This window comes from Bradyrhizobium sp. Kon37 (genome assembly GCF_055807535.1).
The window spans coordinates 171,795-197,064 of sequence record NZ_JBVVOY010000007.1 but is presented as its reverse complement, the minus strand read 5'-3'; the positions used below and the strand labels follow the sequence as shown (position 1 = coordinate 197,064).

The 25,270-nt window shown below is 64.4% G+C and carries 24 protein-coding genes and 1 pseudogene; 9 read left to right on the top strand and 16 right to left on the bottom strand.

All coding sequences use genetic code 11. From position 1 onward, the window contains the following. Positions 1 to 111: 111 nt before the first annotated feature. Positions 112 to 858: a signal peptidase I gene (lepB, locus tag AC0L3J_RS17180; RefSeq protein ID WP_473347820.1), complete on the bottom strand. Its 747-nt coding sequence runs from the start codon at positions 856 to 858 to the stop codon at positions 112 to 114. 107 nt (positions 859 to 965) lie between these two features. Continuing rightward, the gene (locus AC0L3J_RS17175; protein WP_473347853.1) at positions 966 to 1,799 is read right to left on the bottom strand and encodes a LysR family transcriptional regulator; all 834 of its coding nucleotides are present in this window, start codon (positions 1,797 to 1,799) and stop codon (positions 966 to 968) included. Between the two features lie 133 nt (positions 1,800 to 1,932). Here AC0L3J_RS17175 and AC0L3J_RS17170 point away from each other — a divergent pair, with 133 nt between their 5' ends. From AC0L3J_RS17170 to AC0L3J_RS17160, 3 genes are all read left to right on the top strand, one after another. Further along, on the top strand, positions 1,933 to 2,526 hold the full coding sequence (locus AC0L3J_RS17170) for a cysteine hydrolase family protein (protein ID WP_473347818.1): 594 nt from the start codon (positions 1,933 to 1,935) through the stop codon (positions 2,524 to 2,526). A gap of 13 nt (positions 2,527 to 2,539) precedes the next feature. Next, entirely contained in the window at positions 2,540 to 3,178 is a 639-nt protein-coding gene (locus AC0L3J_RS17165) for a glutathione binding-like protein (RefSeq protein WP_473347816.1), read from the top strand. Between the two features lie 111 nt (positions 3,179 to 3,289). Next, complete coding sequence (locus AC0L3J_RS17160) at positions 3,290 to 4,657, top strand: caspase family protein (protein ID WP_473347815.1); 1,368 nt, start codon at positions 3,290 to 3,292, stop codon at positions 4,655 to 4,657. A 6-nt stretch (positions 4,658 to 4,663) separates the two neighbouring features. Here the strand turns inward: AC0L3J_RS17160 and AC0L3J_RS17155 are convergent. The 7 genes and pseudogenes from AC0L3J_RS17155 to AC0L3J_RS17125 form a co-directional block, all read right to left on the bottom strand. Continuing rightward, positions 4,664 to 6,099: pseudogene (locus AC0L3J_RS17155) on the bottom strand (NAD-dependent succinate-semialdehyde dehydrogenase). 12 nt (positions 6,100 to 6,111) lie between these two features. Next, the gene (locus tag AC0L3J_RS17150; RefSeq protein ID WP_473347814.1) at positions 6,112 to 6,771 is read right to left on the bottom strand and encodes an ATP-binding cassette domain-containing protein; all 660 of its coding nucleotides are present in this window, start codon (positions 6,769 to 6,771) and stop codon (positions 6,112 to 6,114) included. After that, entirely contained in the window at positions 6,772 to 7,473 is a 702-nt protein-coding gene (locus tag AC0L3J_RS17145) for an ABC transporter ATP-binding protein (protein ID WP_473347812.1), read from the bottom strand. Beyond that, a complete protein-coding gene (locus AC0L3J_RS17140; RefSeq protein ID WP_473347810.1) occupies positions 7,470 to 8,213 on the bottom strand; it encodes an ABC transporter ATP-binding protein in 744 nt (247 codons plus the stop codon). Before AC0L3J_RS17140 ends, AC0L3J_RS17145 begins: the two co-directional genes overlap by 4 nt. Beyond that, positions 8,210 to 9,253: a branched-chain amino acid ABC transporter permease gene (locus AC0L3J_RS17135; protein ID WP_473347809.1), complete on the bottom strand. Its 1,044-nt coding sequence runs from the start codon at positions 9,251 to 9,253 to the stop codon at positions 8,210 to 8,212. The genes AC0L3J_RS17140 and AC0L3J_RS17135 overlap by 4 nt, the downstream gene beginning before the upstream one ends. Before the next feature lie 5 nt (positions 9,254 to 9,258). Continuing rightward, positions 9,259 to 10,179 carry a branched-chain amino acid ABC transporter permease gene (locus AC0L3J_RS17130; RefSeq protein WP_473347807.1) on the bottom strand — a complete coding sequence of 307 codons (921 nt, stop codon included), beginning with the start codon at positions 10,177 to 10,179 and terminating at the stop codon, positions 9,259 to 9,261. Positions 10,180 to 10,285: 106 nt separating this feature from the next. Further along, entirely contained in the window at positions 10,286 to 11,530 is a 1,245-nt protein-coding gene (locus tag AC0L3J_RS17125) for an ABC transporter substrate-binding protein (protein ID WP_473347806.1), read from the bottom strand. A gap of 184 nt (positions 11,531 to 11,714) precedes the next feature. On the opposite strand from AC0L3J_RS17125, the gene AC0L3J_RS17120 reads away from it, so the two are divergent. Together AC0L3J_RS17120 and AC0L3J_RS17115 are read left to right on the top strand one after the other, a co-directional pair. After that, on the top strand, positions 11,715 to 12,548 hold the full coding sequence (locus AC0L3J_RS17120; RefSeq protein ID WP_247287203.1) for a MurR/RpiR family transcriptional regulator: 834 nt from the start codon (positions 11,715 to 11,717) through the stop codon (positions 12,546 to 12,548). 22 nt (positions 12,549 to 12,570) lie between these two features. Next, the gene (locus AC0L3J_RS17115; RefSeq protein ID WP_473347805.1) at positions 12,571 to 13,395 is read left to right on the top strand and encodes an SDR family NAD(P)-dependent oxidoreductase; all 825 of its coding nucleotides are present in this window, start codon (positions 12,571 to 12,573) and stop codon (positions 13,393 to 13,395) included. Between the two features lie 73 nt (positions 13,396 to 13,468). Here AC0L3J_RS17115 and AC0L3J_RS17110 read toward each other — a convergent pair whose 3' ends face one another. Beyond that, the gene (locus AC0L3J_RS17110) at positions 13,469 to 14,542 is read right to left on the bottom strand and encodes a DUF2778 domain-containing protein (protein ID WP_473347803.1); all 1,074 of its coding nucleotides are present in this window, start codon (positions 14,540 to 14,542) and stop codon (positions 13,469 to 13,471) included. A 653-nt stretch (positions 14,543 to 15,195) separates the two neighbouring features. On the opposite strand from AC0L3J_RS17110, the gene AC0L3J_RS17105 reads away from it, so the two are divergent. After that, the gene (locus tag AC0L3J_RS17105; RefSeq protein WP_473347801.1) at positions 15,196 to 15,720 is read left to right on the top strand and encodes a FecR domain-containing protein; all 525 of its coding nucleotides are present in this window, start codon (positions 15,196 to 15,198) and stop codon (positions 15,718 to 15,720) included. A 76-nt stretch (positions 15,721 to 15,796) separates the two neighbouring features. Further along, on the top strand, positions 15,797 to 17,686 hold the full coding sequence (locus tag AC0L3J_RS17100) for a CHASE2 domain-containing protein (RefSeq protein WP_473347800.1): 1,890 nt from the start codon (positions 15,797 to 15,799) through the stop codon (positions 17,684 to 17,686). Between the two features lie 26 nt (positions 17,687 to 17,712). On the opposite strand, the gene AC0L3J_RS17095 is transcribed toward AC0L3J_RS17100, so the two are convergent. The 4 genes from AC0L3J_RS17095 to AC0L3J_RS17080 all read right to left on the bottom strand — a co-directional run bounded on the left by AC0L3J_RS17095 (position 17,713) and on the right by AC0L3J_RS17080 (position 21,318). Continuing rightward, complete coding sequence (locus AC0L3J_RS17095; protein ID WP_473347799.1) at positions 17,713 to 19,215, bottom strand: glycosyltransferase family 39 protein; 1,503 nt, start codon at positions 19,213 to 19,215, stop codon at positions 17,713 to 17,715. Positions 19,216 to 19,221: 6 nt separating this feature from the next. Next, positions 19,222 to 20,355, bottom strand: coding sequence for a glycosyltransferase family 2 protein (locus tag AC0L3J_RS17090; protein ID WP_473347798.1), 1,134 nt, complete (start codon positions 20,353 to 20,355; stop codon positions 19,222 to 19,224). Positions 20,356 to 20,645: 290 nt separating this feature from the next. Next, positions 20,646 to 20,849: a hypothetical protein gene (locus AC0L3J_RS17085; RefSeq protein ID WP_473347796.1), complete on the bottom strand. Its 204-nt coding sequence runs from the start codon at positions 20,847 to 20,849 to the stop codon at positions 20,646 to 20,648. A gap of 88 nt (positions 20,850 to 20,937) precedes the next feature. Next, positions 20,938 to 21,318, bottom strand: a complete 381-nt coding sequence (locus AC0L3J_RS17080) for a hypothetical protein (protein ID WP_473347794.1) — start codon at positions 21,316 to 21,318, stop codon at positions 20,938 to 20,940. Positions 21,319 to 21,434: 116 nt separating this feature from the next. Here AC0L3J_RS17080 and AC0L3J_RS17075 point away from each other — a divergent pair, with 116 nt between their 5' ends. Both AC0L3J_RS17075 and AC0L3J_RS17070 read left to right on the top strand, forming a co-directional pair. After that, positions 21,435 to 22,256 (top strand): DUF72 domain-containing protein, encoded by an 822-nt coding sequence (locus AC0L3J_RS17075; protein WP_473287723.1) that lies wholly within the window; start codon positions 21,435 to 21,437, stop codon positions 22,254 to 22,256. A gap of 22 nt (positions 22,257 to 22,278) precedes the next feature. Next, the gene (locus AC0L3J_RS17070) at positions 22,279 to 22,740 is read left to right on the top strand and encodes a DUF488 domain-containing protein (RefSeq protein WP_027567725.1); all 462 of its coding nucleotides are present in this window, start codon (positions 22,279 to 22,281) and stop codon (positions 22,738 to 22,740) included. Between the two features lie 33 nt (positions 22,741 to 22,773). Here the strand turns inward: AC0L3J_RS17070 and AC0L3J_RS17065 are convergent, their stop codons facing one another. Both AC0L3J_RS17065 and AC0L3J_RS17060 read right to left on the bottom strand, forming a co-directional pair. Beyond that, positions 22,774 to 23,688: a PhzF family phenazine biosynthesis protein gene (locus AC0L3J_RS17065; protein WP_473347792.1), complete on the bottom strand. Its 915-nt coding sequence runs from the start codon at positions 23,686 to 23,688 to the stop codon at positions 22,774 to 22,776. Between the two features lie 251 nt (positions 23,689 to 23,939). Further along, positions 23,940 to 25,247 carry an adenylate/guanylate cyclase domain-containing protein gene (locus AC0L3J_RS17060; RefSeq protein ID WP_473347791.1) on the bottom strand — a complete coding sequence of 436 codons (1,308 nt, stop codon included), beginning with the start codon at positions 25,245 to 25,247 and terminating at the stop codon, positions 23,940 to 23,942. Positions 25,248 to 25,270 lie beyond the last annotated feature (23 nt).

The following is a 25,270-nucleotide window of genomic DNA, read 5'->3' as shown; positions in this document are numbered from 1 at the left end:
GGGGCACCGTGTCCTGCGCGAGCAGCTCTCCTGGATTGCGCTGCGCTCCATCCAGGCTACGAACTCAATTCATGCCGGCGCCGCACACCGCCCTAGGAATGACGGTGGGACTCACCACACCTTCCCCAGCCGCTCCATATGCGGCTCGCCCTCCTGGTCGAGCGACCAGAATATCCGCGTCACCTTGCCGACCAGGTTGTCCATCGGCACGAATCCGATCGACGACATCACGCGGCTGTCGCTCGAGTTGTCTCTGTTATCACCGAGCACGAAGAAATGGCCGGGCGGCACGGTGTAGACGTCGGTGTTGTCGTAGTAGCCGTTGTCGACGCAGTCCTGCGTGACGTAGGAGGCGCCGTTCGGCAGCGTCTCGCGCCAGCGCTTGGCCTTTGCACCGTCATCCAAGCCGCAGGTGGAGCCGGCAACCACCGCCTTCAGCGCAACGCGCGTCACCGGGCGGTCGTTGAGGATGAGTTGGCCCTGGCGCATCTGGATGCGATCACCGGGCAGCCCAACCACGCGCTTGACATAGTCGACCGAGGTGTCCTTTGGCGTCCGGAATACGACGACGTCGCCATACTCGGGCTCGGCGGCCCGGACACGCCCGGAGATCCATGACGGCGCGAACGGAAACGAATAGCGGCCGTAGCCATAGGCATATTTTGCGGCAAAGACGTAATCGCCGACGACCAGCGTCGGCGTCATCGAGCCGGACGGGATGTTGAACGGCTGGAACAGGAAGATGCGAAACAGAAACGGCGGCGACCACAGCACCGGGATCAGGAGGATCAGGATGACGATCGCCTTCCATTCCCGCACCTTGGCCTGCGGGTGGATGGTTTCCTGAAGAGTGGTCATGCGCTGCCCTGATCAAGCCCGTGGTGGTCACGAGATTACGCAACCTTCGCGCGCACGCAATCCCATAACTTGGTCGCGCCGCGCGCGGATCGCGTTCACACCCGCAATCAGCCACGCGCGAGATCGCTGAAGCAGCGGCGGATCCATTCGATGGTGAGCCGCGTCGCCGGATCGCGCTTGAGATGGTTCTGCACCAGCAGCCAGACGTCGCGGCGCCCAGGCAGCAGCGTGGCGCGCAGGCGGCGATCGCCGAGCAAGTCGGCGCAGACGTGCTCCGGCAACACGCCCGCGGCCTGATGCGCGCGGATCAGGTTACGAATGACGCGAACGTTGTCGGTGACGCAGCGCGCGTGGGCTTGCTTCATACGCAGGAATTGCATCTCGGGAATGGCACCGAGTTCGTCCGGATAGGCGCACAGCACCGGCTCCCGCTCGGTCGTAACAGGCTCGAAATAATAGAGCTTGACGTCACCGAGCCTGGAGATCGCGAAGTCGCCCTTGTCGGGTTTGCGCAGACGGATCGCGAGATCGGCTTCCCAGCGCGAGAACTTGACGTTCTCGCTCGAGGTGAGGAATTGCAGCGTCAGGCCGGGATTGGCGCGCAAGAAGTCGCTCGCGCGCGGCGACAGAACCTCCTCGGCGACCGTGTTGGTGGAGGCGATACGCAGGCGTCCTACCGGGCCCGCCAGACTCTCGCCGACGCGACCGATCTCGGCGGCATGAGCGGCCATCGCCTCGACATGCGCCAGCACCGCCTCGCAACTCCGCGTCGGCCGGCGCTGGCCGTCCACCGCATCGAACAGCGGCACGCCGAGATCGCGCTGGATGCGTGCAAGCCTGCGGCCGACCGTGGTCTCGTCGATGCGCAGCCGCGCGCTGGCGCCGGCATAGGTACCCTCGTCCCTGACCGCGGCGATGATGCGCAGATCGTCCCAGTTCATGGCGATGAACCTATCAGGCACAACCGGCTCCTGCAAATTTGCAGCCATATGCTGCAATAGTCCTGCACATTGGCAGGCCGCCGCCACGCTAGTGTCGCGCCCATCCGATATTCCCCAGGAAGGCCCGACCCGCATGACCGCCCCTAAAACCCTGCTTGAATTGTCCGGCGCCGATCTCAATCCGCCCAGGCTCGTCGATTCCTGCCTCGTGCTGATCGACATCCAGAACGAATATTGCGGCGGCCCGCTCGCCTTGCCGGATGCGGAGCGCGCGATCGCCGCCGCCGCGCGCCTGCTCGCCCGCGCGAGGGCGAGCGGCGCTGCGATCTTCCATGTCGCGCACAAGGGACGTGCCGGCAGCCTGTTCGACCGCGAGGCCGCGCGCGGCGCGATCGTCAGGAACGTGGCGCCGCTCGCCAGCGAAGCCGTGATCGAAAAGGCGCTGCCGAATGCTTTTGCCGGCACCGACCTTCAGGTCCGGCTGGCCGCAACCGGACGCACGAACATCGTGCTGGCCGGTTTCATGACCCATATGTGCATCAGCTCGAGCGCCCGCGCCGCGCTCGACCTCGGCCTGCGCACGACGATCGCAGCCGATGCCTGTGCAACACGCGATCTTCCCGACGGCCGCGGCGGAGCGCTCTCCGCAAGGACCATCCACGAAGTCGCCCTGGCCGAATTGTCGGACCGGTTTGCGATCATCGCGCAAACCGAGGCGCTGACCTGAAGGAGCGTGGGCGATGCTGCAACTCTATTTCTCCCCGATGGCCTGCTCGCTTGCGAGCCGCATCGCGCTGATGGAAGCGGGCCTCGATGCGCGCTATCATCCGGTCCATCTCCAGACCAAGCAGGTCGTGGACGACGGCCGCGATTTCTTCGGCGTTTCGCCGAAGGGCGCGGTGCCGGTCCTGGTGCTGGAGAATGGCGAACGGCTGACCGAATGCGCCGCGGTGCTGCAATACATCGCCGATCTGAAGCCGCAGGCGGGCCTTGCACCCGCGTTCGGAGATCCCGACCGGTATCGGCTCCAGGAATGGCTCAGCTTCGTCGGGGCCGAGATCCACAAGGCGTTCCTGTTTCCGACCTTCTGGTACAAGGACGACGCCTCGCTCGCCAAGCCGCGGGCACGGATAGCGCAGACATTATCGGTGCCATCCGCGCACCTTGAGGGCCGCGAATTCCTCGTCGGCAACAGTTTTACAATCGCGGATGCCCACCTCACCTGGGCTTTGCTGCTGCTCCGTCCGGCAGGCGTCGACATCGCGCAATGGCCATCCTTGTCGGCCTATCTGGCGCGCATGCAGGCCCGGCCAGCCGTGCGGGACGCGATTGCGACCGAAATGGCCGTGCGCAAGACGATGGCGGCGAGCCCTACGTGACAGGATGTCACGGCCGGGAAATCCCAGCGTTTTCTCTGGCAGGGCATTGATGTCGGCGCGGCATGCGCTAATCTGGAGGGATATTTTTCGACATTTCATTGGAAGGCATTCATGCGTGCTCTTTCCAGATTTTGCCTCGCCAGATTTTGCCTGGCCGGACCTTGCCTCGCCCTCCTCGCCTGCTGGCTTTTCCTTGCGCCTGCATCGGCAGAAACCCGCGTCGCGCTGGTGATCGGCAATGGCGCCTATGCCAGTACGGCGAAGCTTCCCAATCCGTCGCACGATGCCGAAGACGTCGCCGCCTCGCTCAAGCGCAGCGGCTTCGAAGTGCTCCAGGGCATCGACCTGCGCCAGGCCGACATGCAGGACCTGACCATCCGCTTCGCGCGCGCCGCGAGCAAAGCCGACGTCGCCATGTTCTACTACAGCGGCCATGCGATGCAGTACAACGGCGTGAACTATCTGATGCCTGTCGACGCCGTGCTGAGCGACGAAGCGGATCTGAAGCGCTTCGTGCGGGTCGACGATATCGTGAACGACCTGCAGCAGGCCAAGAACCTGCGCATCCTCATCCTCGATTCCTGCCGCGACAATCCGCTGGCCGACATGCTGAAGCGCTCTGCGACTCGCGCCGCCTCGATCGGGCGGGGCTTGTCGAAAGTCGAAGCACCGCGCGGCACGATCGTGTCGTTCTCAACCCAGTCCGGGCAGACCGCGGCCGATGGCAGCGGCCGCAACAGCCCCTATACGACGGCGTTCCTGAAGCACATCGAGGAGCCCCAGGAGATCGGCGAGGTCTTTCGCGACATCAGCAGCGACGTCTACGATTCCAGCGGCAAGACCCAGCTCCCGGAGCTCTCGCTATCGATCATCGGCAAGTTCTATCTGAACGGGCCGGTGTCGATCACGGTGGCGCCGGCGGCTCCACAAGCCGCGCCCCGGGCTGACCCTTGCGCGGCAGCAGAAGCACACTGGAAGGCCGCGGACGGCATCGGCACACTTGGTGCCTACGAGGACCATCTCACAAGATTCCCCAATTGCATCTTCGCCACGCTTGCGAAGGCGCGGATTGAGGGCCTGAAGCAGAAGGTGGCGCTCGCGCCTTCGAGTAACGGCCGGACCGGCGGCAGCAAGGATTTTGACGGCAGCTGGGACGTGACGTTGAACTGCTTGGCCACCGGCAAGGCGCAGGGCTTCACCAGGCCTCTGGTCGCCACCGTCACGAACGGCCTGTTTCATGCCGAGGCGCAGGGTCCGGGCAACAACATCAACCGGCTCGAGATCGACGGCCAAATCCCGGCGGACGGCAAGACCACCTTGAGCGCTCGCGGCACGACGGGAGCGAGCACGTACACGCTGAATAATCTCGCGCCCGGCTCGCCTTACGCCTTCACGGTCGATGCGCAGTTTGATCGCACCCGCGGCACCGGCAAGCGCAACGAGGCGCGTGCCTGCAATCTGGTTTTCGTCAAACGCTAGCTGCGGTCACACGCCCGTCTGGCTGATGAACTTGGTGTTGAAGTAACCCTCCATCGCCTCGGTGCCGCCTTCCGAGCCGTAGCCGGAATCCTTGATGCCGCCGAACGGCACTTCGGGCAGCGCGAGACCGAAACTGTTGATCGACATCATGCCGGCTTCGATCGCCGAACCGATCGCGGCCGCCGTCTTGGCCGAACTGGTGAAGGCGTAGGACGCCAACCCAAAAGGCAGCCGGTTGGCCTCCTCGACAACCTCGTCGAAGGATGAGAAGCGCGAGATCAGCGCGAGCGGGCCGAACGGCTCCTCGTTCATGGCGCGCGCATCCTTCGGGACGTCGCTCACCACCGTCGGCTCGAAGAAATGACCCTTGTTGCCGACGCGCTTGCCGCCGGTCTCGAGCTTTGCGCCTTTGCCGACTGCATCCTGCACCATGCCCTCGATGGCGGTGACGCGGCGCGGGTTGGCGAGCGAGCCCATTTTGGAGTCGGGATCGAGGCCGTTGCCGACCTTGAACGCCTTGGCGCTGTCGACAAAGGTGTCGACGAATTCACGGAACACGTCATCCTGCACCAGCATCCGCGTCGGCGAGATGCAAACCTGCCCGGCATTGCGATATTTTGCCGCCGCCAGAATCTTGGCCGCCGACGTGACGTCGGCGTCCTTGAAAACGATCGCCGGCGCATGACCGCCGAGCTCCATGGTGGCACGCTTCATGTGCAGGCCCGCGAGCGCATTGAGCTGCTTGCCGACATGGGTCGAGCCCGTGAACGAGATCTTGCGAATCACCGGATGCGGAATGAGATATTCGGAGATCTCGGCAGGAACGCCGTAAACAAGGTTGATGACGCCATCGGGCACGCCGGCGTCCGCAAATGCGCGGATCAGCTGTGCGGGCGAGGCCGGCGTCTCCTCCGGGGCCTTGACGATGATCGAGCAGCCGGCGCCGAGTGCGGCGGAGAGCTTGCGCACGACCTGATTGATCGGAAAATTCCAGGGCGTGAACGCCGCGACCGGGCCGACCGGCTCCTTGATCGCAAGCTGGTAGATGCCCGGCCCCCGCGCGGGGATCAGCCGGCCATAGGCGCGCTTGGCTTCTTCCGCAAACCACTCGATCACATCGGCGGCGGCCATCGCCTCCATTTTGGCCTCACCGAGAGTCTTTCCCTGCTCCATCGTGAGCAGCGGCGCGATCTCGTCATTGCGCTCGCGCATGATCGCGGCGGCCTTGCGCATGATGCGGCAACGCTCGAAGGGGGCAATGTTTCGCCAGATCTTGAAGCCGGCGCTGGCTGCGGCGAGTGCCTCGTCGAGGTCGGACCGTCCGGCATGGGCGACGGTGCCGATCACCTCTTCGGTCGCGGGATTGCGCACCTCGATCACCTGCCCGAATGGGCCGGTCGCCATTTGCCGCCAATGAAAAGCTGGGTGTTCGAATAGGCCAACGGATTCTCCTTTTAGGTCGAGCTATGAACGGCGCCGTGACAAATCGCGTCCGCCGCCTTTGTCATTTCCGGCCCGAGATAAGAGCGACAGCGCGGATCTGCGACGAGCGCGCCGAAATTCGCCACGGGTGTTACGCCGCCGCCGGCCACGAACAGGAATCGTCCGGCGATCTCCGCGAGGATGTCTAGGTGCCAGGCGGCCGTCGGATGCATGCAGAGAATGACCAGCCGGTCCTCATCGCGCAGCTTGCGGAAGAAATCGAGCATGAAGCCGATATAGCCATCTTGCAGGTTGAACTGCGGTTCGTCGAACAAGTGAACCAGCGGCGTCCGGGTCGGCGACGGCGCCAGCAAGGCGGACGGAATGCGCTTGCGGAAGCGCCTGACCTGATACGACTGGTGATAGTGGATCGCGAGCCGGTCGCGCTCACGATATTTGACGCCATGGATATCGGTGCCCGCGACCAGCACACGCCCCGAGGTCGGCGCATTCGAGCCCGTCATCATCTCGAACAAAGTCGTCTTGCCGGCCCCGTTCGGTCCGACGACACCAACGATCCCGGGCTCGTCCAGCGACAGATTTGCCTGCAGCGTGAATGACGGTCGGCGGATTACGCGGCCCCGCGTATAGACCTTCCGAACGTCGTCGAGAACGAGCAGCGGTACGGCCACTTATTGTACTCCCAGCAAGCGCTGACGAAGCCCGCGATCATCCCGTAAGGCCCCGGCCTCCCCGGTCCAGACGATTCGGCCGCGATCGATCACCGCGGCATGGTCTGCGACCGACAGTGCGATCTCGGCGTTCTGCTCCACGACCAGCGAGGCAATGCCCTCATCCTTCATGCGCAGGATTGTCGCAAGCACGTCGCCGACGATTTTCGGCGCCAGTCCTTGGCTCGGCTCGTCGAACAGCACCAGTCCCGGCGAGCCGACCAGCGCGCGGGCGATCGCCACCATCTGCATTTCGCCGCCCGACAGATTTTCGCAGTCGCGCTCCATGAGATATTCGAGCGGCGAGAAGATCGCAGCCGCCTCCTTGAGGCTCCAGTGGCGAAAGCGCGTGCGCTTTTGCGCGATCGACAGGTTGCGAGCGACCGTCAATGTCGGGCACAGCCGGCGGTCGTCGGGCACCCAGCCGATGCCGGCGCGTGCAATCTCGTGGGTCGGATCGCGCGTGACGTCGTGACCGTCGAAGCAAACGGAGCCGCGGCGCGGACGCGTCAGCCCGAGAATCGAGCGGAGCATGGTCGTCTTGCCGGCGCCGTTGGGTCCGAGCAGCGCAAACACCTTGGCGTGCTCGATGGCGAGCGAAGCGCCGAACAGCGCCTGGGTCTCGCCGTAGAAGGTATCGACCGCGTCCACTTCGAGGATCATGCGAACTTCCCGAGATTGGAGCGCCGTACCCATTCGTTCTGCTGCAGTTCGTGTGGCGTTCCGCGCGCCACCACCTGCCCCCAATGGATGACCGAGATACGGTCAGCCAACGAGAACAGGAACTCCATATCGTGCTCGATAGCGACGATGGTCAGCCGCCCCTTCAGGCGAGCAATCAGGGTTGCGAGCCGTTGCACCCCATCGGAGCCGAGGCCGGAGGTCGGCTCGTCCAGGCACAGCACGCGGGGCGCCTGCGCCAGGGCGACCGCGATCTCCAGCGCGCGCCGGTCACCGTAGGACAGGTCCTTGGCGCGGATGTCGCCCTTGTCTGCAAGCCCGACCGCCGCCAGCGCTTCGGAAGACTTCGCGGCAAACCGACTGTCGCCCGCGGCTGCGTGCGCGACATCGTGGCCACGGGCGCGAAACTCGGGCAAGCCCATCATGACGTTGTCACGCGCGGAGAATTCGTCGAACAGCGTCATGATCTGAAACGAGCGGGCGATGCCCTTGGCGGCGATGCGGTGCGGGCTGAGGCCCGTGACATCCTCGCCGCCGAGCAGGACTCGGCCCCGGTTCGGCTTCACTCGGCCGGTGAGGACATTGAAGAATGTGGTCTTGCCGGCGCCGTTTGGACCCATCACACCGTGAAACTCGCCCTCCGCAACCGCGAGATCGACGCTCTCCAGCACGACGCGGTCGCCGAAGCGGACATGAACGGCCGCGGCTTCGATCATGTTCATCGCCCGCTCCCGAACAGCAGCCGCATCGCCGAGGTGCCACGCTGCCGTAAGGCGCCGAGTGAGTGCTGCTGCACGGCAGCGGATATCGCGCCGGCAATGCCTTCGGGGCGGAACAGCACGATCGCGATGAACAGCAGACCAAAATAGAGCATCCAGGCATTGGTCAGCGCGCCGATCACGTCGCGGGCGGTGAGGAAGAGAAACACGCCGATCACCGGCCCCCAAAAGCTGACAAGCCCACCGCCGACGAGCGTCATCATCACGACGTAGCCGGATTGATGCAGGCTCATGACGTCAGGGAATGCGGCAAGCTGCGCCATGGCGAACAATCCGCCGGCAAAGCCCGAGACGGCGGCCGACAGCGCAAAGACCGCGACCTTGTAGAGCCACACATTATAGCCGAGATGGCTTGCGCGAACTTCGCTCTGCCTGATCGCAGCGACGACGCGGCCATAGGGAGAGTGCACCAGCCGCCACAATGTGGCGGTGCCGACCGCAAAGACGGCGAGCACGAAATAGTAGAACGCGACATTGTCGGTGAGATCGAAAGACACTAGCCCGAAATCGGCCGGCAACCGTTTGATCTTGAGTAGGCCGTCTTCGCCGCCGGTGATCCGGTGTGATTTGATCGCCAGTGTCCAGAAGATCTGGCCAAAGGCAATCGTCATGAAAGCATAATAGATGCCGCGCCTGTGCGAGATGAACAGCGCTACCAGCACGCCGGCGAGGCCCGCCACCGCGGCCGCGGCCATCAGACATATCCAGAGATTTGCAACGATTTCGAGCTGACAGAGACCGAACGCATAAGCGCCGATGCCGAAATAGGCGCCATGACCGAACGACGGAAGTCCGGCGGTGCCCAGCACCAGGTTGAACGCGAGCGCATAGAGCGACCAGATCAGGATCTCGATCCCCAGATAAGGATAGAGCCCGATCCGCGTGATCCAGAGCGGCACCGTTGCGAGCACGAGCCAGAGCACCAGCATCGTCGGCGTCACGAGGCGCGCGGCGTCCGGTGAAGATTTTGATTCCACAATCATTCCCTTTAGGCCTCGAGCACGCTCTTCTTGCCCCACAGGCCCCGCGCGCGGAACGTCACGACGGCAACGAGCAAGATGTACATCGACAACAGCGACCATTCGGACGCGTAGGCACCGGCGAGGCCGACACACAGTCCGACCAAAAGACCCGCCACGACCGCACCCCAAAAGCTGCCGACGCCCCCGAGCACGATCACCAGGAACGCAGGAATGACCGCATCGACGCCCATATGCGGGCGAATGCCCCAGATCGGTGCGACGATGATGCCCGCGATCGCGGCCAGCATCGTGCCGAACACGAACACCAGCAGCCGCAATCGTGACAGGTTGATACCGAGGGCGCGCACGATCTCGCTGTCATGCGCGCCGGCCTTGACCGTCGCGCCGAACGAGGTCTTTTCGATCAACAGCCAGACCAGGCCGATGACCCCGGCGGCGATACCCGCTGCGTAGAAGCGATAGGTCGACCAGATCAGGTCGCCGAACAGGAAGCCGCCATTGATGGCGGACGGCACCTGCAGCACGTAGTCGCGCGTGCCCCACACCAGGCGGATCATCTCCTCGATCACCATCGCGGCGCCGAAGGTCAGGAGCAGCCCGTACAACGGATCCTTGCCGTAAGTCCGCCGCATGCAGAGCTCGATCAGCATGCCGACCAGACTCACGACCACGGGCGCGATGATCAATGTGGCCGCATAGCGCCAGCCGAGCGGCAGCGCGAGCCACGCTTTCGCAAGTTCCGCCGGCAATGGCGGGCGCGGCCCCGTGAGCTGCATGGCGACATAAGCCCCGAGCGCGAACAGGGATCCGTGCGCCAGGTTGATCTGCTCCATCAGCCCGACGATGAGCATGAAGCCGAGCGCGATCAGCGCGAACAACAGGCCGAGCGTCAGGCCGTTGAGGAGATGCGGAAGAAGGTCGAACAAGGTTTTTGGCTCTCGCAACTGGCATGTCTCACCCGGGACGCTGACGGTCCCGGTGCGCGGCGCACGAGATCGCGCGCCGCTCGTTCTGCGACGTGACGCGCCGTCTCTAGGAGTCGACGGTCGGCACCTGCTCGTAGGGCGTGAGCTTGCACTTGCCGGGTGCCGCATCGTCGGCGGCGGATTTCGGCTCCGTCCAGCTGATGATCTCGAACAGATCGGTATTGTCGGCCGGTTTGGCGTTGCGTCGCGCCAGATAGATCGTCTGCTGCATCTGGTGCGTCATCGGATCCATGTAGGCGTCGAAATGCTGCATGCGGTCGGTCGCCGAGACCTTCAGGTTCTCGAGCTCCTTGATGATCTTGACGTTGTTGGTCGACCCAGCCCGCTCGATCGCACGAAGCAGTTCGCGCGTGGACATGTAGCCGTTGTAGGAGACATTGCCCGGCACCGGGATCGGACCGTCCTTGTTGGCGGCCTGCCACTTCTTGACGAATTCGGCGACGCCGGGCAGCGGCAGCTTGTGATACCAGGTCGTGCCGAATACGCCGAACAGGCTGTCGGGCGCGCCCCACACGTCGGGCCAGTCCTGCTGGTTGTTGATCCAGGCCGGCTTGCCGTCGAGCTTGAGCTGCGCCACCTGCTCGCGCAGTGCCTTGATGTCGTCGCCGCCGACCGCGGTCGCCACCACGTCGGGTTTTGCTTGTTGAATCTTCAGGAGATAGGCGGTGAAGTCGCGGGTGTTCTGCGGCACCAGCAGATTGTCGATGATCTTGCCGCCGGCAGCCTCGACCTGCGTCCTGGTCGCGGCAGACGTCGTGTGACCCCAGACATAATCGTTGGTCAGCAGCATCCAGTTCTTGCCGATGGAGTCCACCGCGTTCTTGACCGACGCCTTGGAAAAATTGGTGCCGTTGCCGTCCCAGACGAATTTCACACGGGAGCAGTTCTCCCCGGCTTCGCTCGGCGCCGAGGAATTGGTGTTCATGTAGATCACACCGTATTTGCTGGCGACCTGCGTGATGGCGTTGGCGACGCCCGAATGCAGCGCGCCGATCAGGATGGTGCAGTCCTCGCGGGTGATGAAGCGTTCGGCGACGCGGCTGCCCGTCGCTGGCGTCGTCTCGGTGTCGGCGGTGATGAACGTGACCTGGCGCCCGAGTACGCCACCCTTGGCGTTGATCTCGTCGATCGCCATCTTGATGCCGCGGAAATCATCCTGGCCGCTGTTGCCGTATTGACCGCTGGCATCGCAGGTCAGGCCAAGCTTGATCGGTTTCGCGCCTTGCGCCCAGGCATGGTTCTCCCGCCACGGCCCAAAGAAGCTGCCGGTGCCCCCGATGACACTCGCCATCAAGCTGCCCTTCAGAACGCTTCGCCGTGAGATCTGACGCCCTCTCATCGTGTCCTCCCGTTTTCGAAGTCTTTTGCTTTTTTGTGAGATTAGAATATTCATTCCATCTGTTATGTAAAGTAGAATATTTGATCCAAACGATGAAATGCCGTTAAACAGGCGACCGATCCGGAGATCCGACTCGATGAACAAGGCGGCTGGCGCCATGAGTTATGACGAACTGCGCGGCGCGATTGCGCAGCGGCATCGGGCGTTGTCCGGCCGGCTGCAGCAGATCGCGGAATTCGTGCTCGATCACCCGACCGATGTCGCGCTCGGCACCGTGGCGGAGGTGGCGCAGCGCTCAGGGGTGCCGCCGTCGGCGATCGTGCGCTTCGCGCATGCGCTCGGGTTCGGCGGCTTCACCGAGATGCAGCAGGTGTTCCGCTCACGCCTCGTTGCCGGCGTCGCGCCAAGCTACAAGGCGCGCCTCGCCCGCATGAAGAGCCAGGAGAAGTCAGTGCTCGGCCGCCAGCCGGCCGCGGTATTGTCGCGTTTCGTGTCCGAAGCGCAATCATCGCTGGTCGCGCTCAGCCAATCCGTCCATGCGCGCGAACTCGACGCCGCAACCGCGATCCTAGCCAAGGCACGTGACATCTATCTGCTCGGCCTGGGCGGCTCGTTCCCGGTTGCGATCCACCTCGCCTACGTGCTGCGCAAGCTCGGACGGCGTGTCGTCCTGCTCGACGGTCTTGGCGGCAGCATCCACGAGCAGTCGCACGCGGCGACATCAGACGACGCGCTGGTCGCGATCAGCTTCCGAAATTACTATCCGGATACGGCGCGGTTGTTTCCTGAACTCGTCGCGCGGGGCGTGCCCACGATTTCCATCACCGACAGCCTTTTGAGTCCGATCGTCGAAGGCGCGAGCGTCGTGTTCGAGATCCAAGACATGCCTGAGCCTGCGCTGCGTACGCTTGTCGCACCGATGTGCCTCGTGCAGGCGTTGGCGATCGGCCTCGACCTCGCAGCAGACTGACATTCACAACAGGTACAAGATCATGACATCGCATGACACCACCAAGATTCTGGCAGGCAAAGTTGCGCTGGTGACCGGCGCGGGGCGCGGGCTCGGCCGCGCTTTTGCAGAGAAGCTTGCCGCGCTCGGCGCTGACGTCGCCATCCACGGCATGCGCGAGAACGGGCCGGCCGAATATGGCGAGGGCACCACCCTCACCGCGGTCGCCGCCGAGATCGGACGGGAATTCGGCGTTCGCAGCCAGCGCGTGCTGGGCGATCTCACCAAGGGCGAGCACATCGCGCGCGTCATCGCGGAGACCGAAGCGGCACTCGGCCCGATCGACATTCTCGTGCACAATGCCGGCGGCGATATCGCGGCCGGCGGCGGCAAGCCCGATCCGAACGATGCGGTGAATATCAAGGAGGCCGATGTGCGCGCGGTGCTGGAGCGCAATCTGCTCTCCACCATCCTGACATGCCAGGCGGTCGCGCGCGGCATGATGGAGCGCCGATGCGGCCGCATCGTCACGCTTGGCTCCGTCGCCGCTTTCAAGGGACGTACCCAGGGCTCGATCTATGCGGTCTCGAAGGCCGGCGTGACCCACTACACGCGATGCCTGGCCGACCAGCTCCGCCCTTACGATATCGCCGTCAACTGCATCGCGCCCGGAGATACCCGCACCGGCCGCTTCCTCGGAACGCGCGCAGTCGATCCCGACAGAATGGTCGAGACCGGCACGCTCGACCGGATCGCAACCGTCGACGAGGTCGCGCGCGTTGTCGAATTCTTCGCAGGGCCCATGGGCGCCTTCGTTTCCGGTCAGGTGCTGCGGATCGACGGCGGCGGGCAGTGCTGGCCGGGCTAAAACGCACGCGCGAAGCGAAACAGAAAAGGGCCGCTGCTAGCGGCCCTTTTGCGTGATCTCGAATTGACTGAGCCTAGTCCACGCGCGCCAGCACCGCGAGCTTGCGGATGCCTTTGTTGCGGTAGGCGTCGAGGAACGCGTAATAATCCTTGAACGACACGCAGCCGTTGGAATCGCCATTCGGCCCGAGCATGAAGGTGTGCGCGAGCAGGCCGTCGCGGCCGTAGATCGCGCTCTCACCGCCAATCGGGGTCAGGCGCAGCGCAGGCACGCCGTGAAACAGCGCCTCGCGCGGCTTCAGGTCGTAGATGTGCGGCGGCGTCACGCCACGCATGCGGATGCGCGAGGAACGGGGATCGTCGAGATTGGAGCCGAGGCCGGAATGTGCCTCAAGCTTGGTGCCGTCAGGCAGATACACCGTCTTCGCGCTGATGTCGTAAACCGCGGTGGAGCGGTCGTAGGGCGCCGAACCGCCGAGCATGGGGTTCTGCTCCCTCGGCGCGATGGATGCGGTCACGCTGGCGTCGGCCGAGGCATAGGCGAGCAGCCCGCCGGACGGCTCGCGCTTGCCCCAGAGCTTTTCCACCATCGACTGACGCGGTCCGGTGATCGACATCACCGCAGCCTTGGCGCGATCGGCAATCGATTTCGGCTTCGCCTCAGGCGCCGGCACGATCTCGGCCGGATCTGCCGAGGCAAGCTGCACCGGCGCGTCAGCGCCGCGCTTGGACTTCGCAGCGTCAGCGATCTTGGCGGGACCTGGCTTCAGGACTTCCGCGACCCTCGCGATCACGCTCGGCTTCGGCGCGTCCTTGGCTTCGGCGACCTTGGTTGCGGGCGCGGCGCTGGCCGCATTCGATGTCACGCCTTGGGTCGCAGCCGCGGCAAAGCGATCGTTGAACATTTCGCGTGAGATCGGCGCTGCCACCTGCAACCGGTCGGGCAAGAGCGCAAAGGCGTCCTTGACGGCCTCACCGGCCTCGCGCAACGCGACCCTGGGCGCGCGCTTGATTACGGGCTCGTCGTAGCCGCTGCTGCCGACGGTCGGATAGACGCTGGCGGCAAAGATGTTGCTGTAGATGGTCCAGCTGGCGCCAAGCACGACGCAGCCGATCACGGCGGCGCCAAGCACGTTTTGGGAGGTCATTTTCCGGGAAGGCTTCCGATAAGAAGTGCTCGAGAATCCTTTGGACTTTCGTGCCGCGATGCCTTGCGCAGCGATACTCGTACTCATTCGCCTTGCGTCCAGAACGGTGTCACTCAGTCCCCCTTCGAAGCGCCGCTGGTCACGATCCGGGAACAGCATCTCGCAGAGGGTCGGAGCGTCATTAAGGCCACTTTTAGTTAAATGCGGATTAAGTTCGGGCGGATGTGGGGCAACCCGTTCGGGTGTCCCATTTCGAGAAAAAAGCCCGCAGAATTACGGACTTAAGCGCGTCTGTTAACTATGATTCTCGGCGGGATTTGGCGTTGCCGGCGACCGTCTCCGGCCGCATCTCTAAGGCCATCCAACCAAGTCGTTTTCGTGGTCTTCAATACCCGGAAGATAGCGGGGAAACGTTGCGCGAGGCTGGTGCGCACAGCCCCCTCTCGTCCGCAGCCGCAGCGCGGTTATCAGCAGCCACATCACACACCGCGCGCGAGCCGGTGCCCTGACCGAAAGTTGATCGCACCGCACTGGAAATGGCCGCAGCGAGAAAATAGCTACGGCAACCGGCACTTTTCAGCAGCCTCTGCGTGTGATACGGTACCGTATCAAGATCGCCGTGAACTGTGCCGAGCACGCAAACGGAGGCTGGCATGAGAGAGTTCGTGCGCGCAGGGTTTTTCGCTCTGGCGGGGTCGTTTCTGTTGATCGGACATGCGATTGCCCAGCCTGCCGCCAATGTGGGCTGCACGACGGCGCCGTCTGCTGCCGGTACGCAGACCTGGCGCTGCGACAACGGCATCACGATCGTTGCCGAAAGCGGTGCCAGATTTGAACTTAAGGACGCTAACCGCGACGGACATATAGACTCCGTGGAGTTGAGCAGCAAAGCGCTGCTGGTCGAGGTGCCCAAGAAGCCCGGCGGCAATCCCTTCAAGGTGCTGACGCCGCAGGCGATCGCCGCGGTGCGCGGCACGAAATGGGCAGTCGATGTCGCAGAGGCCAAGACCTCCGTCTTCGTCGCTGACGGTCGTGTCGGCGTGAGCCGCAGGAGCGGCGGGCGTGGCGTGGTATTGGGCCGCGGCGAGGGCGTCGACGTGGAAGCGACAGGCCCGTTGACGGTGAAGACATGGGGTCAGCCGCGCGTCGACGCGTTGATGACAAGACTAGGTCAATAGACTAGGCCGATAAGTTCGGGTCACCGGGGCTCGGCCAACAGCATTTGGACGATAGAGAGAATTGCAAAACGACCACATGAGTAGCCGACGCATTCAGATCCTGGTGGCACTCGTCCTCACCGCGCTGTGGGGCGCGGGCATCTATGCCGGCCACGCCAACGGTCATCTGCGTTTTCTCGATCGCCTCGAGGCGACGCTGACGGATTGGCGGACGCAGGTGCGCGGCGTGCGGGTTCCGCCCGATCTCGTCACCATCGTCGCCATCGACGACACCGTCGTGAAGCGCGGCGGCAGCTATCCGCTGCCGCGGGCCGATCTCGCGCGTGTCGTCGACACCATCGTGCAGTTCAGGCCGAAGGTCGTCGCGATCGACCTGCTGTTGGTCGACCGCAGCGCTGCGATCGGCGACGCCACGCTGGCAAATACGCTGGCGACGGGTCCCATGGTCCTTGCCGCCGCGGCGATCTTCTCGTCCGCCAGCGAGACCGTGGAGACCAGCGGCCAAGGCCCCCTCGCCGCCCTGCCGCAGGCCGAGCGCTTCCTGCTGCCCTTGCCGGCGTTCGCCGATCATGCCGAGGTCGGCGTCGTCAACGTTGCGACCGGCCAGTCTGGCTCGCCGCTCTCGGTGCCGATGCTGTTTCGGACCAGCGACAAGGTCGAGCTGTCCTTTCCGTTGCGGGTCGCGGCGCGCGCGCTCGACAAGTCGCTGACGATCGCGCCGGACCATCTGATGCTCGGCGACCGCGCAGTGCCCACCGATACCGACTTCGCGCTACCGATCACCTATTACGGCCCGCGCCGGACCATCCGCACCGTCAGCGCACAGAGCATCTTCGACGGCACGTTAAATCGCGCGGCGATCGAGAACCGGATCGTCGTGATCGGGGCCTCGGTCGCCGGCGGCGGTGATTTTTACCCAACACCGTTCGATTCTCTAATGCCCGGCGTCGAAGTGGTCTCCACCGCGATCACCCATCTCGTCGCCGGCGACAGCATCGTGCGCGACCGCAAGGTCCACATCGCCGACGCACTCATCGCGATCCTGTTGCCGATGCTGCTGGTGGGCCTGCTCGCCTGGCGGCGCAGCACGCTCGGCATCGTCGCTGCGGGCGCGGTGATGATCGCCTGGGCCGGCTTCAATCTGTTCGCGTTCACGCACGGCGTCTGGCTGAACGCAGCGACCACGCTCGCCGCAGCAGTGCCGCCGGTTGCGGTCTTTGCCGGCGTGCAATTGTGGGCGGGAGGCCGCCGCACGCAATATTTCGCGGCCAAGAGCCGGTCGCTTGCGCAATTCCAGGCGCCGGCCGTGCAGGAGTGGCTGGCGCGCGATCCGAATTTCCTGTCAACGCCCGTCCGGCAGGACGCAGCCGTGGCCTTCATCGATCTCTCCGGCTTCACGGCGCTGAGCGAGCGGATCGATCCGGGCGAACTCCAGGACATTCTGAAGGCGTTTCACGCGCTGATCGAGAAGACCGCGGTCGATTGCGGCGGCATGATCAGCGGATTTCTCGGCGACGGCGCCATGATCCTGTTCGGCCTGCCCGGCGCGATGCCCGACGACGCCGCACGCGCGCTGAAATGCGCGATCGACCTGCACCGTGGCGTCGAACGCTGGATCGCATCGTTGCCGCCTGCGATGCGGGATCAGCTCGGCTTCAAGATCGGCGCGCATTTCGGCCCGATCGTCGCCTCCCGCCTCGGCGAAAGCCATCAGCACATCACGGCGACGGGCGACACCGTCAACGTCGCGAGCCGGTTGATGGAGGTCGCTGTCCAAAACGGCGCGCGGCTCGCGCTCAGCGATACGCTGCTGGATGCGGCCGACTTCCAGGGCGCTCCCGACGGCGTATTGTCGGGCCCCCTGCTCACGCAGGTCCGCGGCCGCTCCGGCGTCGTGACCGTCTGGTTCTGGCGCGACCAGGACAGGCCGAACCAGGCCGCGACCAAGGCCGAGATGATCAACTGAACCTTCGACGTCGTCCCGAGGAAGAACTACCGCGCTTCCGGCGGTGGCGAGCGGTCCAGCACGTCGCCCTTGGCGGCTTCGAGCAGATCGATGCTGTAAGTCTCGATCACGAGCGGGCCGCGCTTGCGTTGCAATTGCGCGACCTGCGTCACCTTGGCAAAGAAGTCGTGGACGGCGGGATGACCGTCAGAGCGCAGCTCGTCGACATAGATCAGCTTGCCCGCAAGCAGCTTTGGATCCGGCTCGGGCATGTTGGCCCAGCGGATGCGCTGGTTCTGCTGCGCCACGCAGCTGCCGCGCGGCAGATAGAAGGCGAGCCAGCCCGTCGTGCCGTAGTCCGGGGCAAGTACGCAGGTCGCACCATTGCGGGCGCGCACCGCTTCGATTTCGGCAGCGAGCTCGCGCCAGCCGACGCCGACGCTGCGCACGGTCGCATCGCGGCGATAGCCGGACAGCCAGCCGGTATTGGCCTGCACGATCAGCGCGGCAAACATCACGATGCCGGTGGGTGCGGCCCAGCGCAGGCAAAAATCCACCAAGCGGCGCTGGCGCGGCTTCCACTGCACGAGATTGGCGGCGGCGGCCGCCGCGATGACGAAAGGCGGATAGACCGGCGCGAACCAGTTGGCCTCGACGCGGGCATGCAGCGAATGCCAGACGAAATAGGCGACGATGGTCCAGAACATCGTCTCGATCAGCACGCGCGAGGCCAGTGCGCCGGCCCGGCGCCAGGTCAGCGCGTGCAGCCCCATCGCGCCGAGGATGAACACCAGCGGCGTTGCGAACGCGATCTGGGTCGGGATCAGCTCGGCAATGAAGACCGGACGAAAATCCTCGATTTTGGCCCGCCCGAGCTGCTTTGCGAACGAGACCCATTGATGATCGGCATTCCAGAGGATCACCGGCGAGAACAGCGCCAAAGCGACGAAGCCGCCGAGATACGGCCACGGCGAGAGAAACCAGTGCCGCAGTTTCGGCACGGCAGCAATCCAGATCAGGATCGCCAGCCCGAAGAACATCGCGGTGTATTTCGACAGGAGCGCCGCGCCGACGGCTGCGCCGACCGCGAGCCACCAGACGCCGCGGCCGCTCTCCAGCACCTTGGCGAGAAAGAACAGCACGAAGCTGGAGGCAACCAGAAGCGGCGCATCGGGCGTGACGATCAGCGTGCCGACCGAGGCCAGCAGCGTCACGTTGAGCAGGATGGCGCTGGTCGCCGCCACCCGCGCGCCGCCGATCAGGATCGCGGCGGAGCGATAGATCGCGTAACTCATCGGCAGCGCGAGCAGGATCGAGACCAGGCGAACGCCGAGTTCGGTGTCGCCGGCGATCAGGGTGCCGGCGCGGATGACGCAGGCAACCATCGGCGGGTGATCGTAGTACCCCCCGGCGAGGTTCTGCGACCACATCCAGTAATAGGCTTCGTCGAAGGTGATCGGCGTGAAGGCGGCTGCGACGAGCCGCAAGCCGACCAGCGCAAGGATTGCCAGCGCCGTATTGCGGATGATCCGCGCGTCAGCCCCGCCCATCGTGAGCTATTTCTTGCGCCAGACGAACAGTCCGGACATCGCGTAGTTCCACACCACGCCCATCAGCGCCCCGGCCGCACCCGCAAGCCACCAGATCGGCTCCTGGTCGTAGACCGAGAAGGCGACGCCGACATTGGCGAGCAGGCCGACGCTGCACACGATGTAGAACGCGATCAGGCCGCGCAGTAGCGCAAAGCCCTTCAGCCGCTGGTCGCGATAGGTGAGGAAGTTGTTGAGGACGAAATTGCTGGTCATAGCGACGATGGCGCCGGAGGCCTGCGCTTCCGCGAACGGCTCCTTGAACAGCTCGAGCGATATGAACAGGGTGGTGAGATGCACCACGAGGCCGATCCCGCCGACCATCGCGAACAGCAGGAAACGCAACGAGACGGCATCATTGGTGAACTTCGCCAGCACCAGGCCGAGAAAATCCAGCGCGACCATGGAATCGAGCTTGCTTTCGCCGTGCTGGCGCTCACCGAACGTGTAGGGGATTTCGATGGCGCGCAAGGTTCCGTTGGCGCTTGCGACGAGGTCGAGCAGGATCTTAAAGCCGTGCACGGAAAGTTTCGGCGCCAGCTGCTCGAAACGGTCGCGGCGAACCATGAAGAAGCCGCTCATGGGATCCGCGATCTCGACCCGCAGCGCTTTCCTGGCGAGTTCCGTTGCCAGCGCGCTGGCGCCGGCGCGCTGCTTGTTGAAGCCTTCGCTCTTGTAGCCCTCGATGTAGCGGCTGCCGACCACGAGTTCGGCCTGCCCGCTCGCGAGCAGCGACAGCATCTTCGGCAGTTGCGTTTCGTCGTGTTGGAGGTCTGCGTCGATCACGGCCGCATAGGGCGCGCTGGAGGCCAGGATGCCCTCGATGCAGGCCCCCGACAGGCCGCGGCGGCCGATGCGGCGGACACAGCGCACGCGGCTGTCGCGCTGGGCCAGCGCGCGCACGACGTCCCAGGTGCCATCAGGCGAATTGTCGTCGACGAACACGACTTCCCAGGCGATGCCGGCCAGCGCGGCCTCCAGCCGCCGGTGCAGCACCGTGACATTGTCGCGTTCGTTGAAGGTCGGGACGACGACCGACAATTCCGGCGCCGGCGAAGCCGCCTGTTGGGTGTCGGAGCCCGGTCTGATCGCTTCATTCATGACGGCAGCGTATATCCGCCGCGTCCTGTGCTGCCAAGATCTTGTGCTGCCAAGATCTTGTCCTGCCAAGAGCCTGCGCTCGCAAGCCGGGGTTTCTCTGGGGAGCGGCCCAAAAGGGGCCCAAAAATGCCAACGACCCCGGAACGGCGGGCGGCGCGTACATCCGGCGCAGCCTGTGCTATTCCAAGGTCGTTCCAGCGCCGGAGTTTTTCGCTCAACGTCGCCGTTACGAGCTAAATGGGAACGGCAACGCCGCTTTACAAGGGGCGAAAGAGGCCTTTTTCACGCCCTTATTGGTTCGGGACTTCCTTGATCACCGGCCCTCGCGGCACAGGCGCGGCAGGGGCCGCCGGCGCCGTAACGGCGGCCGGATCGACTTTCACGGGCCTGGGCGGCTTGCCGTATTGGCCGATCGGCCCGAAGACGACGGCCACCGCAAGCACGATCGCCGCGACGATCGCGCCCAAAATGCCCCCCACCGACTCAGACGACATGGAAACCCATCCCTGTTCCAGATGCGCTCAGTAATACCATGGATGAGCGCGCTGCCGGAAGGGCTTGCCGGAGGCACCGGTCCATGGGCTATTTCTGCGGTGGCTTACGCTTGACGAACGCCGTTACGATGTCCTTCTGCGCCGCCTCCACCGCCCTGTTCGCGGTCGCGAGATGGGCACCGGCATCGATACCCGGATATTGCGTGGTGAGATAATCGAGCAGTGCCACCCGGTAGTATTGTCGCTCCGACGGACAGGCTCCGGCGACGGAGCGGCCAAAATCCTGTTCCGACAGGCCCTGATTGCCGTCGCGGGAATATTCCCGCGCCAGGCAATGCCAATAATCGTCGCGGCCCTGCATGGCGAGCTTCTGCGCACCCTTGGCGTCGTCATCGTCGGCCATGACTGAAGATATCATGGCAGCAGATGTCATCATGACGAGCGCCGCTCCCACCATCAGCATCCGCATCTTGTTCTCCTTTTTTCGCAGATCCTGTCGCGAGCTTAGACGGGACGTCGCAACTGGCCAATCACAACTCGTTTGATTAGGATGGAGGCCCTCCTCCCGTCATCCGAGATCCTCCCGTGGCCAAAGCAAAAACCGCGTCTAAAAAATCCGGCAACATCTTCATCGGCATCGGCGGCTGGACTTTCGAGCCCTGGCGCGGCGTGTTCTATCCGGAGAAGCTCACGCAGGCCAAGGAGCTATCCTACGCCGCCTCGAAGCTGACCTCGATCGAGATCAACGGCACCTATTACGGCTCGCAGAAACCGGAGAGCTTTCGCAAATGGGCGAGCGAGGTGCCTGATGGTTTCGTGTTCTCGGTCAAGGGACCGCGCTTCGCCACCAATCGGCGCGTGCTGGCCGAAGCCGGGGATTCGATCAAACGTTTCTATGATTCCGGCGTGCTGGAACTCGGCGATCATCTTGGGCCGGTGCTGTGGCAGTTCGCGCCGACCAAAAAATTCGACGGCGCCGATTTCGGCAAATTCCTCGAGCTGTTGCCGCGCAAGATCGAGGGACGCGCGCTGCGCCATGTCGTCGAGGTCCGTCACGACAGTTTCTGCACGCCGGACTTCGTCGCGCTGATCCGCGAATTCGAGACGCCCGTCGTGTTCGCCGAGCACGGCAAATATCCCGCGATCGCCGACGTCGCCGGCGATTTCGTCTATGCTCGGCTGCAGAAGGGCAATGACGAGATCAAGACCTGCTATCCGCCGAAGCAGCTCGATGCCTGGGCCAAGCGCTTTCAGGACTGGGCCGAGGGAAGCGAACCCGACGACCTGCCGAAGGTCGACAAGGCCAAGCCGAAGAAGGAGCCGCGCGACGTGTTCGCCTATGTCATTCACGAGGGCAAGGTGCGCGCGCCGGCCGGCGCCATGGAACTGATCGCGCGGGTGAGCTGAGGTATTTCACTAAAGGTGTCTCATGGCAAAGGCCAAAAAGCTCTTCACCATCGGCTATGAGCAGACGCCGCCCAAGGCAGTGCTCGACGAGTTGGAGCAATCCGGCGTCAAGCTCGTCGTCGACGTACGCGCGGTGACCTCATCGCGCCGGCCCGGCTTTTCCAAGAAGCAGCTCGCCGCAGGCCTCGATGAACGCGGCATCGCCTATGTCCATCTGGCAGCGCTCGGCACGCCCAAGGAAGGCCGCCTCGCCGCCCGCAGCGGGCAATACGATGTGCTGGAGAAGGTTTTCTCAAAGCACCTGAAGACGCCGGAGGCCAGGGAGCAGATGGACGAGCTCTCGGCGCTGGTGAAGAAAGCAGGTCCCGTCTGTCTGCTTTGCTACGAGCGCGATCACACCCACTGCCACCGCCAGATGATCGCTGAGATCATCGAGGAGCGCGATGGGGTGGCAGTGAAGAATCTGGCGGGACGGCAGGCCTGAACGACTCTCTCCGTCCTAGCCGGGAATAGAGAGCTACCCTTCTCCCGCCAGCTTAAACGTCCCTTCCATCATCTGCACGCATTGCCCGCCGACATGGGCCGAGACGATCTTGCGGTCCTGCTTGCGCACGCGCGTCTGGAGGATACTGGGCCGGCCCATGTCAAAACCCTGGCCGACCGTGAGCTTCATCTCGCCGTCGCGGATAGGATCGAGATCGGCGAACAGCGCGGCGGCCGCGACCGTTGCGCTGCCGGTGGCGGGGTCTTCGGCGAGGCCGCTGGCGCCGCGCATGAACATCCGCGCCTGCCGCTCGCAAGGCGCCTCCGCCGTGGGCACATCGCGCGTATAGAACCACGCCGCGAACGCGCCGTCGCACGGAAATACCTTGCCGAAGGCCGCCGCGTCGGACCTCGCCCGTTTGAGCGCATCGCGCGAGTGCACCTCAATCACCAGAAACGGCGTTCCAACGCTGACGACCTGTGGAGCGTGACGGTCGACCCTAATGTCGTCTGCACTGAGTGAGATGCAGCTCGCGGCATCAGCGGCAGACAACTGCGACAGGCGGGTCAGAGGCTGCGGCGCGGTGAGCTCGGTGCTGATCACACGGCCCTGCTCTCGCACAATATCGACCGGCACCAGCCCCGCCTTCTCTTCGAACCGCAGACGCGGTTTCGGCTCCTTCGCGATCGAGGCCAGCACGAAGGCGGTTCCGACATTGGGATGGCCAGCGAAAGGAAGCTCCCTGACCGGCGTGAAGATGCGCACCTCGGCATCATTCGCCCTGTCACGCGGCGGCAGCACGAAGGTCGTCTCGGAATAGTTGAACTCGGTCGCGATCGACTGCATTTGCGTGGTCGACAACCCGCCGGCATCAAGCACCACGGCGAGCTGGTTGCCGCCGAAGGCGCGGTCGGTGAACACGTCGACGGTGATGTAGCGGCGCTGCATCTTCATTTCCCTTACGCAATCGCAGCCGCAATCGGCCGCGTCGCCGGCACTCTACAAGCCGGCGATATCGTCCGTCATGCCCCAAAATTGAGTGCAATCGGAGCAATCGCGGTGACGCGTCGGAAGCCGAGAAGCGGCTTCCACAATGCAAGACCCGAAAGCGAGCGGAGATATTTCATCACGCGCCTTCAACGAAACGCCACCCGCTTCAACGAACCGCGACTCACATTTGAAGGCGCAGGAGGCGGCCCTCACCCCAGTTGAAACACCGCCACCTTCTGCTCATAGCCGCGCACCTCGACCTCGCCGAGCGCGACGGCATCGCTGCCGTCCTCGCCCAGCGCCTCGCGAACGGCCGCCGAGATCAGGAGCTGCGAGCCGAACTCCTTGTTCAGCGCTTCGAGGCGGGAGGCGAAGTTCACGGTGTCGCCGATGACGGTGTATTCCTTGCGCCGGGGCGAGCCGATATTGCCGGCGACGACCTCGCCGAAATGGATGCCGATGCCGATTCTGAGCGGCCAGCTCGTCTGCGCGTTGATGCGCTCCATCGCGGTCAGCATCTCGCGGCCGGCGGCGACCGCGCGATGCGCGGCGTCGGAGGTCTCGAGCGGCGCGCCGAACAAGGCGAGAAAGCCGTCGCCCAGAAACTTGTTCACGATGCCGCCCTCGCGGTCGAGAATGTCGACCAGGACGGCGAAGGCGCCGTCGAGCCGGTCGACCACCTCCTGCGGAGTGCGCGACTGCGCGCCCGCGGTGAAGCCGCGAAAATCGACGAACATCACGGCAACGCGGCGGAGGTCGCCGGCGGCGCTCGTCCCTGCCGCCATCAGCCGCTCCACCACCTGCGGCGAAACGTGCTGGCCGAACAGGTTGGTCACCCGGTCGCGCGCGGTCGCTGCGGCAATGCTTGCGGCGAACTGGCGGCGGAGCTGCGCACCGACCGCGCCTGCAAGCACGCCGCAGATCAGGATGATGGTGCTTCGCACCGCGTGGAAATAGATCTGCGGCTCGCCGCTCCCGCTGGCGGGATCGAAGATCAGCGCCACAATGAGCAACTCACCCGCTGCGACGAAGCCGGTGAAGGTGGACAGCCAGAAGTCGAGCCGCAGGGTCGAGAGGATGACGAAAATGAAATAGATCAGCGGCACGACGAAGCCGAGCGCCTGGCTCGCGCCCATGCTGCGGATCTGCAGGATCAGGATGACGGTTGGCAACGAGGTCTCGATCAGCGCCCCGATATAGCGCCGGATCACCGGCAGATCGCGGTCGAGCTTGAGGTTTCGCCTGATCTGGCTGTGGACCCAGACTTCGAACAGGATGAAGCCGGTCAGAAGACCATAGACCTCGGCAAGCCCCTCCGTGCCCCGCCAGACCCGCTGCACCACGGAAGAATCGACGAGATAGATCGCGGTGAGGAACACGACGATGACGCAGCCGGTCGTGATCAGCGTCCTCACCCGCACGAGCTCGGTGCGCAGCACTTCGCGCGTCAGCTCGCGCTCGAAGTCTTCGGACATCACGGCATGCTGCCGGGCCTTCCTGCTCGCAAAACTGACCATTCCGCCCCCTTGATTCCAGGGGC

Excerpts from the sequence above, each read along its gene's own strand:
- AC0L3J_RS17070 (WP_027567725.1), top strand. The coding sequence starts at position 22,279 with ATGGCAAAGGCCAAAAAGCTCTTCACCATCGGCTATGAGCAGACGCCG.
- AC0L3J_RS17125 (WP_473347806.1), bottom strand. The coding sequence starts at position 11,530 with ATGGCGAGTGTCATCGGGGGCACCGGCAGCTTCTTTGGGCCGTGGCGG.
- AC0L3J_RS17115 (WP_473347805.1), top strand. The coding sequence starts at position 12,571 with ATGACATCGCATGACACCACCAAGATTCTGGCAGGCAAAGTTGCGCTG.
- AC0L3J_RS17090 (WP_473347798.1), bottom strand. The coding sequence starts at position 20,355 with ATGAATGAAGCGATCAGACCGGGCTCCGACACCCAACAGGCGGCTTCG.
- AC0L3J_RS17120 (WP_247287203.1), top strand. The coding sequence starts at position 11,715 with ATGAACAAGGCGGCTGGCGCCATGAGTTATGACGAACTGCGCGGCGCG.
- AC0L3J_RS17105 (WP_473347801.1), top strand. The coding sequence starts at position 15,196 with ATGAGAGAGTTCGTGCGCGCAGGGTTTTTCGCTCTGGCGGGGTCGTTT.
- AC0L3J_RS17110 (WP_473347803.1), bottom strand. The coding sequence starts at position 14,542 with ATGACCTCCCAAAACGTGCTTGGCGCCGCCGTGATCGGCTGCGTCGTG.
- AC0L3J_RS17175 (WP_473347853.1), bottom strand. The coding sequence starts at position 1,799 with ATGAACTGGGACGATCTGCGCATCATCGCCGCGGTCAGGGACGAGGGT.
- AC0L3J_RS17165 (WP_473347816.1), top strand. The coding sequence starts at position 2,540 with ATGCTGCAACTCTATTTCTCCCCGATGGCCTGCTCGCTTGCGAGCCGC.
- AC0L3J_RS17145 (WP_473347812.1), bottom strand. The coding sequence starts at position 7,473 with ATGATCCTCGAAGTGGACGCGGTCGATACCTTCTACGGCGAGACCCAG.
- AC0L3J_RS17170 (WP_473347818.1), top strand. The coding sequence starts at position 1,933 with ATGACCGCCCCTAAAACCCTGCTTGAATTGTCCGGCGCCGATCTCAAT.
- AC0L3J_RS17160 (WP_473347815.1), top strand. The coding sequence starts at position 3,290 with ATGCGTGCTCTTTCCAGATTTTGCCTCGCCAGATTTTGCCTGGCCGGA.
- lepB (WP_473347820.1), bottom strand. The coding sequence starts at position 858 with ATGACCACTCTTCAGGAAACCATCCACCCGCAGGCCAAGGTGCGGGAA.
- AC0L3J_RS17140 (WP_473347810.1), bottom strand. The coding sequence starts at position 8,213 with ATGAACATGATCGAAGCCGCGGCCGTTCATGTCCGCTTCGGCGACCGC.
- AC0L3J_RS17095 (WP_473347799.1), bottom strand. The coding sequence starts at position 19,215 with ATGGGCGGGGCTGACGCGCGGATCATCCGCAATACGGCGCTGGCAATC.
- AC0L3J_RS17065 (WP_473347792.1), bottom strand. The coding sequence starts at position 23,688 with ATGCAGCGCCGCTACATCACCGTCGACGTGTTCACCGACCGCGCCTTC.
- AC0L3J_RS17135 (WP_473347809.1), bottom strand. The coding sequence starts at position 9,253 with ATGATTGTGGAATCAAAATCTTCACCGGACGCCGCGCGCCTCGTGACG.
- AC0L3J_RS17085 (WP_473347796.1), bottom strand. The coding sequence starts at position 20,849 with ATGTCGTCTGAGTCGGTGGGGGGCATTTTGGGCGCGATCGTCGCGGCG.
- AC0L3J_RS17100 (WP_473347800.1), top strand. The coding sequence starts at position 15,797 with ATGAGTAGCCGACGCATTCAGATCCTGGTGGCACTCGTCCTCACCGCG.
- AC0L3J_RS17080 (WP_473347794.1), bottom strand. The coding sequence starts at position 21,318 with ATGCGGATGCTGATGGTGGGAGCGGCGCTCGTCATGATGACATCTGCT.
- AC0L3J_RS17060 (WP_473347791.1), bottom strand. The coding sequence starts at position 25,247 with ATGGTCAGTTTTGCGAGCAGGAAGGCCCGGCAGCATGCCGTGATGTCC.